The organism is Kitasatospora sp. NPDC085895 (assembly GCF_040702125.1).
Lineage (GTDB): Bacteria > Actinomycetota > Actinomycetes > Streptomycetales > Streptomycetaceae > Kitasatospora > Kitasatospora arboriphila.
This window is the reverse complement of the sequence record NZ_JBFBJY010000048.1, coordinates 26792-41778: the sequence shown is the minus strand read 5'-3', so window position 1 is coordinate 41778 and position 14987 is coordinate 26792. Positions and strand designations below refer to the sequence as shown.

12 protein-coding genes are annotated in these 14987 nt (G+C 76.0%); 9 read left to right on the top strand and 3 right to left on the bottom strand.

Going from position 1 to position 14987, the window contains the following annotated elements; all coding sequences use genetic code 11:
* Nucleotides 1–47 precede the first annotated feature (47 nt).
* The 9 genes from AB0442_RS26305 (at nt 48) to AB0442_RS26265 (ending at nt 10672) form a co-directional block, all read left to right on the top strand.
* Nucleotides 48–926: a hypothetical protein gene (locus AB0442_RS26305; protein WP_366165801.1), complete on the top strand. Its 879-nt coding sequence runs from the start codon at nt 48–50 to the stop codon at nt 924–926.
* Nucleotides 923–1387, top strand: coding sequence for a cupin domain-containing protein (locus AB0442_RS26300; protein ID WP_366165800.1), 465 nt, complete (start codon nt 923–925; stop codon nt 1385–1387). The genes AB0442_RS26305 and AB0442_RS26300 overlap by 4 nt, the downstream gene beginning before the upstream one ends.
* The gene (locus AB0442_RS26295) at nt 1384–2622 is read left to right on the top strand and encodes a hypothetical protein (RefSeq protein WP_366165799.1); all 1239 of its coding nucleotides are present in this window, start codon (nt 1384–1386) and stop codon (nt 2620–2622) included. Before AB0442_RS26300 ends, AB0442_RS26295 begins: the two co-directional genes overlap by 4 nt.
* Nucleotides 2619–3326 (top strand): hypothetical protein, encoded by a 708-nt coding sequence (locus tag AB0442_RS26290; protein WP_366165797.1) that lies wholly within the window; start codon nt 2619–2621, stop codon nt 3324–3326. The genes AB0442_RS26295 and AB0442_RS26290 overlap by 4 nt, the downstream gene beginning before the upstream one ends.
* A 13-nt stretch (nt 3327–3339) precedes the next feature.
* Complete coding sequence (locus tag AB0442_RS26285) at nt 3340–4722, top strand: hypothetical protein (RefSeq protein WP_366165795.1); 1383 nt, start codon at nt 3340–3342, stop codon at nt 4720–4722.
* Nucleotides 4703–6271 carry a hypothetical protein gene (locus AB0442_RS26280; RefSeq protein ID WP_366165793.1) on the top strand — a complete coding sequence of 523 codons (1569 nt, stop codon included), beginning with the start codon at nt 4703–4705 and terminating at the stop codon, nt 6269–6271. Before AB0442_RS26285 ends, AB0442_RS26280 begins: the two co-directional genes overlap by 20 nt.
* A complete protein-coding gene (locus tag AB0442_RS26275; protein ID WP_366165792.1) occupies nt 6268–7956 on the top strand; it encodes an Ldh family oxidoreductase in 1689 nt (562 codons plus the stop codon). Before AB0442_RS26280 ends, AB0442_RS26275 begins: the two co-directional genes overlap by 4 nt.
* Nucleotides 7953–8750, top strand: a complete 798-nt coding sequence (locus tag AB0442_RS26270; RefSeq protein WP_366165790.1) for an aldolase/citrate lyase family protein — start codon at nt 7953–7955, stop codon at nt 8748–8750. Before AB0442_RS26275 ends, AB0442_RS26270 begins: the two co-directional genes overlap by 4 nt.
* 209 nt (nt 8751–8959) lie before the next feature.
* Nucleotides 8960–10672 (top strand): proline--tRNA ligase, encoded by a 1713-nt coding sequence (locus AB0442_RS26265; RefSeq protein ID WP_366165788.1) that lies wholly within the window; start codon nt 8960–8962, stop codon nt 10670–10672.
* 82 nt (nt 10673–10754) lie between these two features.
* Here the strand turns inward: AB0442_RS26265 and AB0442_RS26260 are convergent, their stop codons facing one another.
* Genes AB0442_RS26260 through AB0442_RS26250 form a run of 3 tightly spaced genes read right to left on the bottom strand, consistent with a single transcriptional unit; the run spans nt 10755 to nt 14946 of the window.
* Nucleotides 10755–11909: a TfuA-like protein gene (locus tag AB0442_RS26260; protein WP_366165786.1), complete on the bottom strand. Its 1155-nt coding sequence runs from the start codon at nt 11907–11909 to the stop codon at nt 10755–10757.
* Entirely contained in the window at nt 11906–13204 is a 1299-nt protein-coding gene (locus AB0442_RS26255; protein WP_363543734.1) for a YcaO-like family protein, read from the bottom strand. The genes AB0442_RS26260 and AB0442_RS26255 overlap by 4 nt, the downstream gene beginning before the upstream one ends.
* A complete protein-coding gene (locus tag AB0442_RS26250; RefSeq protein WP_366165784.1) occupies nt 13189–14946 on the bottom strand; it encodes a hypothetical protein in 1758 nt (585 codons plus the stop codon). The genes AB0442_RS26255 and AB0442_RS26250 overlap by 16 nt, the downstream gene beginning before the upstream one ends.
* Nucleotides 14947–14987: the final 41 nt, after the last annotated feature.

Genomic DNA, 14987 nt, shown 5'->3' with positions numbered 1-14987 from the left:
GGAACCCGGACCGGCCGGTCCGGCCACGGCGAAGGAGCGGTGACCGCATGGATCCCGTACAGCAGGCGCCCGCGCCGAACGGGATGACCGTCCTCGGCGCGGCCGCAGGAACCGGGAAGACCGGCATCGGCATCGGCATCCTGCGCACCCTGCACACCAGGGGCGTGCCCTGCGAGCCGTTCAAGGCCACCGCCGTGGTCGCGCCCGACGACCCGGCGTACACCGCGGTCGCCCCCTGGCGGCGCGGCGTCCTGCACAACTGCGCCGCCGCCGGGCTCCCCGTGCGGTGGTGGAACAACCCGGTGCTGGTCGACCTCCCGTACCCGGGCGCCCCCGAGGGCGACCTCTGGGTGCGCGGCAGGCTGGTCGGCACCGCGCCGGTAGCCGGCGAGGACAGCCTCGACGCCGCCGCACTGCCCGCCGCACTGCGCCGCCACTGCGAGGAGGCCGTGCAGCAGGGCTACGACAAGGTCCGCACGGGCGGCCGCTGGCTGCTCGTCGAGGGCGCCGCGGGCGCGGGCGAGCTGGAGCCCGCCGACGACCTCGCCAACCAGGTGCTGCCCGCCCGCGCGGGCCTGCCGGTGGTCCTGGTGACCAACCCGCGGCGCTCCGGGCACCTGGCCGCCCTGGCCGGCCTCACCGGCCTGCTCGTCCCCGAACTCCGTGCCCTGCTGCACGGGTTCGTCCTCAACCAGATCGGCGGCACCGCCCGGGTGGCGCCGACGGCCCGCCGGCTCACCGCCGTCACCGGGCTCCCGATGCTCGCCGCGATCGCGGACTCGCCGCTGCCGTCCGGCTACGACGGCTCCGCCGGGATGCTCCGGACGCTCTACGACCGGCGCGCCCGCTACGTCGAGGAGTCCGGCCTGCTGGACCGCATCCCCGTCCCGGCCGCACCCCAGTCCCACCGAGGAGTTGCCCCATGAACCAGGTCTTCCGCCCCGACGAACACATCCTCAACGTCCTCGACGGCGCACGCCGGACGATGTACGACGACGCCGGGGTGCACCTCGCCGACATCACCGGCGTGGCCGGTGCCGGCGCGGTCCTGCCCGGCGGCCTGCCGATCGGCGTCGACCGGATCACCATGCAGCCCGGCACCGCCTTCCCGCTGCACGTCCACGAGGGCGCCCACCTGCTGTACGTGCTGAACGGCCGCGGAGCCCTGCACATCGACGGCCGGGACTACGTGCTGCGCACCGGCGACTCCATCTACGTCCCCGCCGAGTACCCGCACGGCGTCCGGGGCCCGATCGACGACAACCCGCTGGACTTCCTCGCCTTCGGCGTGCCGCACCACCCCATCGACTCGCACACCCGGATGGTGCTCGTCCGCGACGAGGAACTCCTCGCCGGCGGGGCGCTGGAGGAGGCGGCCGCCCGATGACCGCCACCGCACCCCGCCCGGACGGCCCCGCCCACCTGCCGCTGCGCTGGGCCGGCGGCGAAACCCCCTTCGTCCTGTGGCACTTCGACTTCGACGGGGATCGATGGGCCGCCGTCCACACCGGGGACCTGCACGACGGCACCCCGGTGCCGCTGCGCATCGAGTCCGCGTGCCTCTTCGGCCACGTGCTGCGCTCCGCCCAGTGCGACTGCGGCTACCAGCTGGACGAGGCCATGCACACCTTCGCCCGGCAGGGCCGCGGCCTGCTGCTCTACGGCATCGACCAGGACGCGCGCGGCCTCGGCATCGCCGCGCACTTCGCCATCTACGCGATGCGCCAGCAGGAGGGCCTGGACACCGAGGCCGTCTACCGCCGCCTCGACGCCCCCGTCGACGCCCGCTCCTACGAGCCGGTCGCCGCGATCCTGCGCCACCTCGGCGTCGACTCCGTGCGGCTGCTCAGCAACAACCGCCGCCGCGAGACCTTCCTTCAGGAGGCGGGCTTCACCGTCGAGCGGGCCCCGCTGGAGGCCCCGCTGGACGTCCACAACATGAGCACCCTGATGCTGGAGAAGGAGGACCTCGACTACGCCTGGTCCTTCGAGACCCACGCCGACTGGCTCCGGCCGCTGCAGGAGTCCGTCCTCGGCAGCCCCGGGCGCTCCCGCGCGTACGCCGTCGTCCCCGGCAGCGGCACCGCGGCCGGACCGCTCGCCGCCGCCGAGGACGACGGCGAGTGGCGGCTCGCCGAGGCGCTCGCCGCGGCGATGCCCGCCGAACTGCCCGCCGGGCCGCTGGTGGTGTACCTCACCGACCTGCCGCGCACCGACGAGCTCGCCGTCTACGCCGGGCTCGGCGCCGCCGTCGTGGTGGTGCCGTTCGCCGAACTGCCCGAGCCGCTGCGCCGGGCGGCGGCCGCCGCCGGGGTCCGGCTGGTCGACTGGGAGCGCGGCAACGCCTACCCCGGGCCGCGCCCGCAGTGGCGGCCGGCCGGCGAGTCCGACGGCCTCGCCGCCTACGTGCGCGAGGACCGGGTCCGGCTGGTGCCGGCCGACGGGTCCGCGGCCGCCCTCGACGCCGCCGAGCTGCGCTGCCGCAGCACCCCGGAGCGGTACCACGAGGTCCGGCGGCACGGCCGGTGGATCGAGCTGCGCCCCACCGCCGACCCGGGGCGGGCCGCCGCCGACCTGCTCACCGAGCCGGCCGCCGCCCGACCCGCCGCCGCACCGCGATGACCGCCGCGACGACCGCCGCGACGACGGCCGGGCCGGGTGCCGGGACGACCCGGGCGGTCTCCCGCGCCGAGGGCCTCGCCCTCGGCGCGGGCGACGGCCTGCTGATCGACACCTGCCAGGCCGCACCCGCCTCGATGCGCCGGTTCGCCACCATGAACCCCTTCCACCGCGACCGCCGCTGGCGGATCCCGGTGCCCGGCACCGCGCAGACCTCCCAGTCGCTGGAGAACGTCTGGCAGGCGCTCAAACTCGTCGACGGCCGCACCGACCTGAGCCTGCTCGCCCGGCCCGCCGAGAAGCGGCCGCCGGACCACCTGCGCGGCCCCGGCTTCGACTACGCGACCTCCACGGTCAGCTTCGCCGGGCGCCCCACCGACCTGGTGACCGCCCGCTACCTGGTCTACCTGCCCGCCTACCTGCACGTCCTGGACCGGCTGGTGCCCGACGCCGTCGTCGCCGAGATCACCGGTGCCCTCGCCGCCGGCCGCGACGCCGTCTTCTACGACTGGGACGACAACCACGACATCGAGGACCCGCGCACCTCGTACAGCCACTCGGCGATCCTCGCCGCCTGGTTCGGCGGGCGGATCGAGGAGCTCGCCGACCGGCGGGCGGCCTGGCTCGCCGCCCGCCCGGGGTGCGCCGCCCCCTGCGGCCCGCCGCCGCTGCCCCTGACCCGCTACCGGCGGATCCACCGCCGCTGAAAGGCCGTCAGCCATGCATCTTCCCCGAGGAATAGCCGGCCCGCTCTACTGGCAGGAGCAGCGCCTGCGCGGCCGCGGCTCCGTCCGCGAGCGCCTGGAGTGGCTCCGCGCCAACCAGGAGCGCACCCCGGCCGAGATCGCCGAGCTGCAGTTCGACAAGCTCCGCGCCACCGTCCGGCACGCCTACCGGACCGTCCCGTACTACCGGCGGATCATGGACGAGCGCGGGCTGCGGGACCTGGAGTCCCCGGCCGACCTGCGCAAGCTCCCGGTGCTCAGCCGCGACGTGCTGCTCCGCGAGCAGGACGCCCTGCTCTCCTCGGAGGCCGACCGGGCCACCCTGCAGACCAACTTCTCCTCCGGCTCCACCGGCCGCCGCGCCCAGTTCCAGCAGGACGCGGACTTCCGGCTGTGGATGCGCGCCCACCAGCTGCGCACCTACGAGTGGTGCAGCGGCTGGCAGTTGGGCGACCCGTTCGTCCTGCTGTGGGGCTCGGAGATCTACTGGTCGTTCAAGCAGCTCACCGACCGGGCCGAGAACCTGCTCACCAACCGGCGGGAGTTCAACACCTTCCGGCTGTCCCCGCAGCTGATCGACTCCGTGCTCGACCGGCTGGTCCGCTTCCGGCCCGCCCTGGTCAGCACCTACTCCAACGCCATGCACCTGATCGCCAAGGAGGCCGAGCGCCGCCAGGTCCGGATCCCCGGCCTGCGCGCCGTCCAGGGCACCTCCGAACCGCTGCCGCCCGCCCTGCGGGAGACCATCGGCCGGGTGCTCGACTGCGACGTCTACGACAAGTACGGGATGCGGGAGACCAACATCGTGTCGCACGAACAGCCCGGCGGCGGGCCGATGCTGATCCAGTCCGAGAACGTCTTCGTCGAGTTCCTCGACGAGAACGGCGACCCCTGCGAGGAGGGGCGGACCGGCCGGCTCGTCCTCACCACCCTCAACAACCGCTCCATGCCGCTGATCCGCTACGAGACCAGCGACCTCGCGGCGCCGCTGCCGCACACCTCCGCGCTGCCCTACCCGTGCATGACCCCGGTCGCCGGCCGCCTCCAGGACCTCATCGTCACCCCGTCCGGCGACCACATCGACGCCTACCTGTTCTCCTACCTGTTCATGCGCTTCCCCGAGGTGCACTGGTTCCAGGTGGTGCAGAGCGAGCCGGACCGCCTGCAGATCAAGGTCTACACGCCGGAGGGCCTGCGCAAGGGCACCGCCACCGAACTCACCGAGCGCATCCGGCACCACACCGGCTACCCGTTCACCGTCGAGTTCGACAGCCTGACCCGCATGCCGGAGTCCTCCACCGGCAAGTTCCGCCTGTGCGTCTCCGAACTCGGCGCCGCGAGCACGGGCGGGGGTGCCCGTGCGACCGCCACGGCCTGACACCGCCCCGCTGCTGCCGCACCACGGCGAGGTGCTGCCCGAACCGCCGCCCGTCCCGGCGCCCGCGCTGCCCTGGCACCCGCCGCACGACGGCCAGCAGGTCCGGGCGCTGGTCGACACCCCGCTCCAGGACGGCGGCTTCGACCTCGGCCGGTTCGCCCGCTGGCTGCGCGAGGCCGACGTCCTCGACCAGGACCCGATCGAACTGCCCGGAGCCACCGTCACCCTGCCGCACGGCATGCGGCTGATCCGCCGCTTCGACGAGATCGCCATGCGCACCTACGAACGGCACGGCTACGAGCAGTACGACTACCCGATGCTCGTCCCCGACTCGGTGCTCGAACCCACCCGGCGGATCATGCCGCTGGAGGGCTCCCTGCTGTACGCCGGGGACGACGGCGACTGGGCCGCCGACCGGCGCCGCATGGTGCTCACCCCGACCGGCGAGGGCGCCGTCTACACCCACTGGGCGCGGATCGTCCGCTCCCGCCACGACCTGCCGCTGCGCACCTACCGCCGGGCCCGCTACTTCCGCCCGGCCCGCTCCGGACGCAGCGTCTTCCGGGCGATCGAGGCCCCCGACATCTACGAGTTCCAGGCCTGCTACGCCGACGCCGAGCAGGCCCGGGAGGGCCTCGCCGACGCCGTCGCCATGGCGGACCGGCTCTGCACCGAGATGCACGTCCCGGTGCTGTGGTCCCGGCGGCCCCCGTGGACGAACAACACCGCCGTCTCCGAGACCACCATCGGCGGCGACGTGCCGCTGCCGCACGGCGGCACCCTGCAGACCGGCTGCCTCTACGGCCAGGGCAGCCGCTTCTCCGAGCTGTACGACGTCGGCTTCCGCGAGGGCGCCGAACGCCGGCACACCCACCACGTCACCGGCGCGCTCACCCGCCGCCTGGTGCTCACCCACCTGATGCTCGGCATGGACTCCGAGGGCGGGCTGCTCGTCCACCCCGACCTCGCCCCCGTGCACGTGGCACTCACCCTCACCACCGACGACGCCGAGCAGCAGGCCGAGGCCGGCCGGCTGGTCGACCTGCTCACCGCCCGCGGCCTGCGCTGCGAACTGCGGGCCGGCGAGGGCCGCACGGCCGCCGGCCGGCACCACCGCCGCTGGCGCCGCCAGGGCGTGCCGCTCCGGGTCTACCTGCAGCCGCGGCGGCGCCCCGGCGACCGGATCCGGGCCGTCGTGGTGCGCTGCGACACCCGCGAGGAGGCCGTGCTGCTGCCCGACGACCTCGGCTCGCTGGCCGCCCTGCTGCCCGCCGCCGTCGCCGAGGTCGGCGCCGGCTACCTGCGGCGGGCCCGCGGCTTCGCCCGCCGCCAGTGCCGGCCGGTCGACCGGGCCGACGCCGCCCGCGAGGTGCTCGCGGAGCGCGGCGTCGCCGTCGCCCCGCTCGCCGACACCCGGGAGACCGTGCTGGAGGTCGCCGGCTGGGGACTCGGCGAGGTGCTCGGCTTCCGCGAGGCCTCCGAGGCCGCGCCCTGCGCCGTCACCGGGCGGCCCACCACCTCCGTCGCCTACATCTCGCCGCGGACGTGACCGCCCCGCCCCGCCCCGGCGGCCCGCCCCCGCTGCGGGTCGTCGTGGTCACCGGAGCCCCCGGCGCAGGCAAGACCGAGGTCGGCCGCCGGCTGGTCCGCCGCTACCGCGGCCCCGCCGCGCTGATCGACACCGACACCGCCGCCGACGTCTACCCCTGGCGGGCCGACGAGCGCCAGTACGCGCTGATCGACCGCAACCTGCGCGCCCTGCTCGCCTCCTACCGGGAGTGGGGCGCCGAGGTCGTCGTGGTCAGCGGCGTCATGCTGCCCGGACGCACCCTCGACCGCTTCGCCGACCTGCTCGCCGACCCGGACCTGGAGTGGGTCTTCTACGGCCTGCGGGCCGGCCCCGGACAGCTCGCCGCCCGCATCCGCGGCGACCACAAGATGCAGGAGGCCGACGGCCGGCTCGCCTGGGGCCACCTCGACGCCGAGGTGCCGGACGTCCCCGGGGTGCGGCTGGTCGACACCGACCGCCTGACCCTGGACGGCGTGGTCGACGCCATCGCCGCCCGGGAGGCCGCCGACCTGGCACCCCGGGCGGTCGCACCCGCGACGCCCGATGCGCCTGCGGCGCCCGCACCCGCGACGCCCGATGCGCCTGCGGCCCCCGCACCCGCCCACCGGGTGACCGCCGCGGAGGCCGCCGCGGTCTGCCGGGCGGCCCTCGCCGGGGCGGGCTTCCCGGCCCGGACGGCCGCCGCGACCGCGGACGACCTGGTCGCCGCCGAACTCGCCGGGCGGCCCTCGCACGGCCTGCTGCGGGTGCCCGAGTACCTGGCGGAGGCGGCGGCCGGACGGCTCGCCCCGGCCGCCCGGCCCCGGGTCCGCCGCACCGGCCCGACCACCTCGCTGCTGCTCGGCGCCGACGCCCCCGGCGCCGAGGTCCGCCGCCGGCTGGTGGCCGAGCTCTCCCGCGCCGCCGACCTCGGCCCGGTCGTGGTCGGGCTGCGCGGCGCCGGGCACCTCGGCCGGCTCGCCCCGCTCGGCCGGGAGGTCGCCGAGCGCGGGCTCGTCCTGCTCGGCTTCGTCAACTTCCGCGGCGCCGGCGCCCGGGTCGCCCCGGCCGGCGGCACCGCCGGGGTGTGGGCGACCAATCCCGTCCTGCTCGCCTGCCCCGCCCCGCCCGGTCCGCCGCTGGTGGTCGACATGAGCACCAGCGCCGCCGCCGAGGGCGCCGTCCGCTCGGCCCTGCTGGCCGGCCGGCCCGTCCCGCCGGACCTGCTGACCGGGCCGGACGGCCGACCCGTCACCGACCCCGCGCTGCTCTACACCGAGCCGCCGCTGGCCGCGCTGCGCCCGCTCGGCGGCGCCGCCGAGCACAAGGGCCACGCGCTGGCCGCCCTGGTCGAGGTGCTGGCCGGGGCGGTCGCCGGGGCCGGCCACGCCGCCCGGCCCCGCGGCGCGGGCAACGGCGGGCTGTTCGCGGCCTTCCCGGTGGACGCGCTGGGCCGCTCCGCGGCGGCCGTCGGCCGGGATGCGGCCCGGCTGGAGGCGCACCTGCGGACCGTCCCGACCGCCCCCGGCCGTCCCGCCGCCCGGTTGCCCGGCCGCGCCCCGACCGTGGCCGCCGGCACCCCGGACGCCTTCCCCGTGCCCGCCGCGCTCTGGGCGGAGCTCACTGCGCTGGCGGACCGCCCGCAGTACCGACCCGCCGAACCGACCCGGAGGACACCGACGTGACCGCACCCGAGACCCGCCGCCATCCGCTGTTCGACGGCTGGCCGCCGCTCGCCCGCCGCACCGGCCCGGACGGGCCCTCGCTCGGCCTCTTCCTGCTCAGCGGCAGCAGCATGGTGGCCGAGCTCTGCGGCACCCTTCCGCTGGACTTCGCGGTGCTCGACCTGGAGGCCTCGCCGATGTCCAAGGGCGACCTGCTGCCGATGCTGCAGGCGCTGACCGGCTCCTCCTGCGCCCCGCTCGTCCGTGTCCCGTACCTGCACCGGCACCACGTCGAGCACGCGCTGGACCTCGGCGCGGCCGGCGTCATGGTGCCCAAGGTCGACACCGCCGAGGAGGCGCGGGCCGCGGCCGACGCCTGCCGCTACCCGCCGTTCGGCACCCGCGGCGTCAACCCGGCGCGCGCCTCCGGCTGGTTCCACGACCTGCCCGGCTACCTGGCGGACGCGGCGAAGCGCACCACCTGCCTGGTGCAGATCGAGTCGCCCGAGGCGGTGGCCGCGGCCGACGCCATCGCGGCGGTGCCGGGCGTCGACGGCCTCTTCGTCGGCACCGGCGACCTGGCCTGCTCGCTCGGACAGCCCGGCGTGGTGACCGGCCCGGCGATGGACCGGGCCCGGGCGGCCGTACTCGCCGCGGCCCGCCGGCACGGCCGCCTCGCCGGGATCTTCGCCGGCGGGCCGGAGCAAGCCCGGCAGTACGCCGCCGAGGGCTTCGACCTGATCGCGGTCGGCAACGAGCTGGCACTGCTGCGGGAGACCCTGCGGCACGCCCTCGACGGCCTGCGCGGCGCCTGATCGGGCGGGTGCCTCCCGGCCGTCCGCGCCCACCCCGCCTGCCGGATCCAGTAGCGTTCACCTCGGCCGCACCGGTGCCGCGGCAGCCGGCCGGCGGGCGTCCGGGTCCGGCCCCGCGCACCGCCGGGGCGGAGGACGGAGACCGGCCCGGGTGCCACGGCGCCCTCCACCGGACAGTTCTGACACCCAGACAGGAAAGACGGACAGATATGCGCTGGTCCCAGATGTACACCCCGACGCTGCGCGAGGACCCGGCCGACGCCGACGCGGCGAGCCACCGGCTGCTGGTCCGTGCCGGGTTCGTCCGCCAGCTGATGGCCGGCCACTACTCGCTGCTGCCGCTGGCCGTCCGGGTGCGGTCGAAGGTCGTCGGGATCGTGCGCGAGGAGATGGACCGCATCGGCTCGCAGGAGTGGCTGCTCCCGGCGATGCACCCGGCGGAGATCTGGCAGAAGTCCGGCCGCTGGGAGGTCATGGGCGACGAGATGTTCCGCGTCAAGGACCGCAAGGGCGCCGACATCGCCCTCGGCATGACGCACGAGGAGATCTTCACCACCCTCGCCGACGAGCTCGCCTCGTACCGGCAGCTGCCGCAGATGTGGTACCAGTTCCAGACCAAGTTCCGCGACGAGCCGCGGCCGAAGTCGGGCCTGCTGCGGGTGCGCGAGTTCACCATGAAGGACTCGTACAGCTTCGACCTCGACCAGGCCGGGCTGGACCGCTCCTTCGACCTGCACCACGAGGCGTACACCCGGATCTTCGCCCGCCTCGGCGTGCCCGCGATCCCGGTGCAGGCCTCCAGCGGTGCCATGGGCGGCTCCGCCTCGGTCGAGTTCATGTCGCCGACCGAGGCCGGCGAGGACCTGGTCGTGCACTGCACCGCCTGCCGCTACGCCGCCAACATGGAGAAGGCCGCGGCCGCCCTGCCGGCCGTCGAGGACCCGGAGGGCCCCGCCGCTCCCGAGCCCTTCGACACCCCGGAGGCCCGCACCATCGAGGAGCTGGCGTCCAAGCACGGCGTGCCCGCCGACCGCCAGATCAAGACCCTGGTCTACGTGCTGGACGGCGCCCTCACCCTGGTGCTGATGCGCGGCGACCACGCCCTGGTCGAGCAGAAGCTCCTGGACGCCACCGCGGCCCGCGCCGTGCGTCCGGCGACCCCGGAGGAGATCAAGGAGGCGCTCGGCGCCGCCCCGGGCAGCCTGGGCGCCGTCGGCGTCGAGGGCCTGCCGGTGTGGGTGGACGAGGCGCTGCGCGGCCGCCGCTCGATGACCACCGGCGCCAACCAGGACGGCGTCCACCTGAGCGGCGTCGACGTCGCCCGGGACATCACCGCCACCGGCTGGGCGGACTTCCGCGAGATCTCGGCCGGCGAGCCCTGCGCGACCTGCGGCGAGCCGTTGCAGGTGGTGCGCACCGTCGAGGTCGGCCACATCTTCAAGCTCGGCTACAAGTACACCGACGCGCTGGACATCACCGTGCTCGGCCCGGACGGCGAGCGGGTCAAGCCGATCATGGGCAGCTACGGCATCGGCGTCGAGCGCGCGATCGCCGCGGTGGTCGAGGCGCACCACGACGAGAAGGGCATCGTCTGGCCGGTGTCGGTCGCCCCGTTCGAGGTCGTGATCGTGCCGATCGGCAAGGCGGACGAGGGCACCACCAAGGTCGTCGAGGGCCTCTACGGGGACCTGCGCGAGGCCGGCGTGGACACCGTCCTCGACGACCGGGACGAGCGCCCGGGCGTGAAGTTCGCCGACTGCGAGCTGGTCGGCATCCCGTACCGGATCACCGTCGGCCCGCGCGGTCTGAAGGAGGGCGTGGTCGAGGTCGTCGACCGGGCCTCCGGCGAGACCGTGCAGGTGCCGGTGGCGGACGCGGTCGGCCATGTGGCCGCCCTGGTCGCCGCCGCCCGCCGAGGCTGATCCCGCCGGCGGTACGCACACCGCACGCACACCGCCCCCGGCACCTGCACGGTGCCGGGGGCGGTCCCGTTGCCGGGCCGGGTCACTCGCGGCGGCCCGCGGGCAGCGGTACGCCCCGGGCCGGGGCGCCGGCCGCGGTGTCCGGGGAGTCCGGGGCGGCGAGTGCGGCGGCCACCGGCCCGGCCAGGCCGTCCCGCTCCAGCCGGGCGAGCACCGGCCCGGCGAGCGAGGCGCGCAGCCGGCCGGTCAGCGCCTCCGCGGTGGCCTCGCGGACGGCGAGGCCGTCGCGCAGGGCCTCCGGCACGGCGGTGCCGTCCAGCACCGTCCGGTGGTGGACGGTCCGCTCCTCGGGGAGGAGCAGGCCGAGCCGGGCGGACTCCTGCCCGGCGAGCACGTCGCAGAGCGCGGCCCGCAGCACGGCGGGCCGGTGCTCCGCGAGGTGCCGGTAGACCTCCGCGGGCCCGGCGCCGAGCCGCTCGTGCAGCTCGCGTTCGGCACGCTGCTGCCGGACGACCGTGAGCAGCTTCTCCCAGTAGTAGGTGGGTTCCAGCGCGAAGTCGACGACCGGCGGCTCCAGACCGGCGTCGATCAGCCCGGCGACGTGCCGCAGCACGGCGAGGGCGTCCGCGCGCTTGGCGTCCGGCCGGTGCTCCCGGACGTACGCGCGCAGCGCCGCCGTCTCCTCCTCCGCGACGCCGAGGGCCTTCGCGTCGGCGTACAGCCGGCCCCAGGAGCGGTCCGGGTAGAAGCGCCGCTTGGCGGCGTCCACCAGCAGGTCGTGGGTGGCGGCGGTGACCGCGCCCGCGGCGAGCGCGGCCGCCAGCCCGGCGCGGAGGTTGGCCATCGCCTCGGAGAGCGGCACGTACCCGTCCTCCGCGGGGGCGTGCACGATGGTGACCTCGTCGTCGTCCTGGTACTCGCCGGAGGCGAACCGCTCGTAGATCCCGCCGACGCCCTCCATCCCGAAGGCGGCGAGTTCGGCGGCGCGCAGCGCGCCCATGCTGGCGGCGCCGAAGACCCGCACGCCGCGCTCCAGGGCGAAGAGGATCTCCTTGTGCCAGACCGTCGGCACCTGCTCGAAGAGGCCGTCCACCAGGACGATCGCCTTCGGCGGCTCCCGGTCGAGCACCAGCTCGGTGACGTCGCCGCAGCTGACCGGCGGGTGGTACTGCGCGTCGAGGACGGCGCGGGCCTGCTCCACGGGCAGGCTGGGGCCGAGGAAGACGTGGACGGTCACCGGGTGGCCTCCTGGGCTCCGAGCAGCCGCCGCCGGGCCCGGCGGCCCGGCGTGTAGCCGATGAACAGGGAGTAGAACTCGAGGTCGGGCACGACGACCTTGGCGGTGGGGATGCCGATCTCCGGTTTGGTGAGGTCGACGGCGACGACGTTCCCGATGCCGGCCGCGGAGAGCCGCTCCAGCACGGCGCGCAGGTCCTCGTTGAGGGTGGGGTGGTCGATGCCGCGGCCGGTGTCGAAGGGCAGGGTGCCGGGGGCGGCGAAGAACACCTCGCGGGTGCGGGCCAGGGTCCGTGCGTCGTTCTGCGCCTTGTACATGGTGCGGAAGTTCTCGTCCCGGCTGGCCGCGATGACGGTGATCCGGCTCTGCGCGGCCTCGGTGAGCGCGCGGGAGAGGGCGACCTCGGGGGAGGTGTGGGTGCCGTAGCCCCAGCAGGCGCCGAAGGACCGCCAGGCGACCCGGTCGGCGCGCTCCACCACGCAGCACTGGTAGGTGGGGATGCCGGTGTCGCAGGTGACGTCCCAGACGGCGACCTCGATGCCGCCCTCCTCGAAGGCGTCCAGCACCCCGCGGCAGACCGGGTCGGTGACGGTGCCGAGGTCGAGCTTGGTCCGTGCGACGTCGGCGGCCGTGCGGACACCCTGCCACCACATGGTCAGCGCGTCGCGTTCGACGAGTTCGCAGATGCCGTGGATGACGGCCTCGACCAGGTTGTTGCCGGAGGCCAGGCCGTTGGAGCTGACCCGGAAGGTGGTCGCCGCGTAGTCGATGCCCACCTTGTTCAGCCGGACGTTGTCGTACGGCAGCCAGAGCGGCGACCCGGCGAGCAGGTCGAAGCCCTCCGTCCACAGCATCGGCAGGTCGGTGCGGAGTTCGGCGCGGGCCGGGGTCTCCCGGGAGCCCTCGCCGACGGTGTCGAGGCCGCCGCGCAGCGGCAGCCGCGAGACGTCCAGGACGGGCTGCCGGCGGGCGAGTTCGCGGTACGACTCGTGCCGCAGCGCGCCTTCGAAGAACTCGGCGTGCCAGTACTCGATCGACTCCATCAGGGCGGACACCCGGGCGGCGTCGTGCGTCGCCCCCTTGCCCTGGGAGACGGACAGCGAACGGGAGTTGGGACGGATCGCGTTGTAGACCGGGATGCCCAGCCAGTCCAGGCCGGTCATGTTGGCCAGCCGGGTGATGCCCATCCGGGCCATCCGTCCGCCGTAGTCGGCCAGGGTGTCGGCGGGGGCTCGGGAGCGGTGGGTGCCGTCTCGGTGGTCCTTGTCCCAGCGGGTCGTCAGGGCGTCCAGCACGGCCGGCCTGCCTTTCGTGGTGTCGTGCGGGTGGATCGGTCGTCGGTGAGCGGTAGTTGGTGGACGGAGAACTCGCCGTCGGCGACCAGCGCGACGGCGATCCGGCGCAGCCCGGGGGCGCCGTCCCGCGGCAGCGGCACGGTGATCTCCCGGGCGCCGGGGACGAGTTCGGCGACCGGCAGGGCAGCCTCGGGGTGGCCGCCGATCGGCTGCCGGGCCGCGGTGTACCGGCCTCCGGCGGCGAGCGGCCGGGCGAGGTGCAGGGTGAGCGTGGCCGGGCCGAGCACGGCGCGGGGCGGTTCGCCGCCGGGTGGCAGGGTGTGGGCGGAGCCGCAGCGCTCGCAGACGTACAGGGCGAGGGCGCCGGCGGGCAGGTCGCGCGGCACGATGCGCAGCCGCAGCAGGCGGTGGCCGCAGTGGTGCAGCAGACCGGTGCGCTCCTCGGGGCTGTAGCCGACCGAGCCGCTGAGGTAGTCGTGCACGTCGGGACCGCGGCGGGCGAGCGTGGCACCGAGGAACGCGCAGAGCAGGCGGTCGAGTTCGCCGTCCGGGGCCGGGTCCGGCCGGAGCGCGGCGGCGGCGAGGCGGTCGGCGAGGGCGAGGTCGGCGTCCGGGCGGTCGCCGGCGGCCACGGCGCTGCGGACGATCCGGGACTGCACCAGCCGCCGGGCGGCGCGCGGCTCGTCCGGTACCGGCACCGGCACGGCAGCGACGGCGCCGGCCGGGGCCGGGCGGGCTGCGCGGCGGGCCGGGGCGCGGGAGCCGGCCGCGGGTGCCTCCGCGCTGCCGGGTCCGGCGTCGGCCGGGATGCGGAGCTCCGGGTCGCCGACGCAGAGGTAGGAGGCGAGCCCCTCCCCGGCGAGCAGGTTGATCCGCAGCGCGACCTCGCCGAGCGGGGCGCCGGTGTCGAGCAGCCGCTCGACGGCGGCGCCCAGTTGCGGGGTGCCGTGGTTGATCCGGGTGGAGGCGACGAAGCCGGCCACGTGCGGGCCGTCCAGCAGCCGCCGGGCCAGCTGGAAGCGCGGGCCCAGCAGTCCGCCGGCGGGCTGCCAGGCGGAGCAGGAGAGCAGCACCAGCAGCCGGGTGCGGACGGCCCCGGCGCCGTGGAAGGCGCGGAAGCCGGTCTTGTGCTCCAGCCGGCAGGGGCCGCCGCCCTGGCAGGGTAGGTACTGCTCGCCGGGGCGGCCGGGTGCCGGGCGGAGCGGGTCGACCTGCAGGCAGAGCACGTGCCGGCCGACCCGGAAGTCCGCGCCGTTGCCGTGGCCGTGCAGGACGACGGCCTCGGCGCCCTCGGCGAGCCGGGCGACGAACGCGTCCGAGTCCGCGGAGCCGTAGGAGTGCCGCGGGCCGGGAACGGCCTCGCTGCGGAAGTCGCAGTAGTGCAGGGTGCGGTGGGGGTGGCGCGGCCCGGCCCCGGCGGCCCCGGCGGCCCGGGCGGACCGGTCGAGCAGACGGGCGGCGGTCGCGGGGTCGGGCGGCAGCGGCAGGACGCCGAGCCGGACGGCGTGGGCGCGCGCGGTCTCGGCGAGCTCGCCGGTGAGGCCGAGGTCGAGCTCGGCCTCGGGCGCCAGCACGAAGGCCGGAGCGCCGGGGGCGGCCGCGACGGCCTCGACGAGCTCCTGCCGGGAGGCGGTCGGCCGGAAGGGCCGGCCGAGCGCGGCCGCGTGCGCGCGGGCCGGCCCGGCGGCCCCGGCGTGGCCGAGGACGAGCCCCGGGGCGGTCGCCCCCGTTGATATTGACACAGTCACAAGCAAATTGACTATCACAGTCATGTTGTTCTGTC

Excerpts from the sequence above, each read along its gene's own strand:
- AB0442_RS26265 (WP_366165788.1), top strand. The coding sequence starts at position 8,960 with ATGCGCTGGTCCCAGATGTACACCCCGACGCTGCGCGAGGACCCGGCC.
- AB0442_RS26290 (WP_366165797.1), top strand. The coding sequence starts at position 2,619 with ATGACCGCCGCGACGACCGCCGCGACGACGGCCGGGCCGGGTGCCGGG.
- AB0442_RS26300 (WP_366165800.1), top strand. The coding sequence starts at position 923 with ATGAACCAGGTCTTCCGCCCCGACGAACACATCCTCAACGTCCTCGAC.
- AB0442_RS26305 (WP_366165801.1), top strand. The coding sequence starts at position 48 with ATGGATCCCGTACAGCAGGCGCCCGCGCCGAACGGGATGACCGTCCTC.
- AB0442_RS26295 (WP_366165799.1), top strand. The coding sequence starts at position 1,384 with ATGACCGCCACCGCACCCCGCCCGGACGGCCCCGCCCACCTGCCGCTG.
- AB0442_RS26285 (WP_366165795.1), top strand. The coding sequence starts at position 3,340 with ATGCATCTTCCCCGAGGAATAGCCGGCCCGCTCTACTGGCAGGAGCAG.